This is a genomic window from Vibrio sp. YT-19(2023), from assembly GCF_033337395.1.
The window spans coordinates 1-651 of record NZ_JAWOQN010000616.1; the positions used below are offsets into that span (position 1 = coordinate 1).

Genomic DNA, 651 nt, shown 5'->3' on the forward strand with positions numbered 1-651 from the left:
CAGCACACCCACCATTGCCTGTTTCTGAATTCGTGACGACAAGCGCCACTTCTTGACTCATGGTAGAGAGATTAGAGTCATCTGTCGCTTGAGCTTTAAATGAGTGCGTGCCAACACTCGCTGTCCATTGGTATTCGTAAGGTGCACTGGTATCAATGGCGACAGATTGGTTGTTAACGAAGAACTCAACTTGAGTAACTACGCCATCAAAGTCATCCGCTTGAGCAGTGACGGTTAGGTTATCCCCCACACTCAGTGTTTCCGTACCTGTTGGGCTAGTGAGAGTAATGCTAGGTGGCGGCAGCTCTACTTGAGGCTGAACGACGATAGCAACCGTTGTGGAGGTTACAGCGCCTTCATTGTCTGTCGCAATCGCGGTGAGTTGAGAAACGCCTTGGGCTGCAGTCCAAGATGCCTCAAATGGCGCTTGGGTGACGATAGCAACGGTTTGGTCACCCGCTAAAAACTCCACTTGTGTGACCTGTCCGTCCTCGTCGGACGCATTGGCTAACAGAGTAATGGCGCTGCCTTCAGGAATTTGCGCGTTGTTCGTTGGAGAAGAGAAGGACACTGTTGGCGACAGATTACTGTTTCCTCCATCACATTGACCTAATGCCTTCCACGCCTCCCATGAGCCTGAGTTGGTGACGG

Annotated in this window: 1 protein-coding gene; it reads right to left on the minus strand. The window is 51.3% G+C overall.

Annotation, left to right across the window (positions count from 1 at the left end):
- On the minus strand, nucleotides 1-651 hold a 651-nt coding region (locus R7E78_RS27470), incomplete at both ends, for an Ig-like domain-containing protein (RefSeq protein ID WP_318058797.1).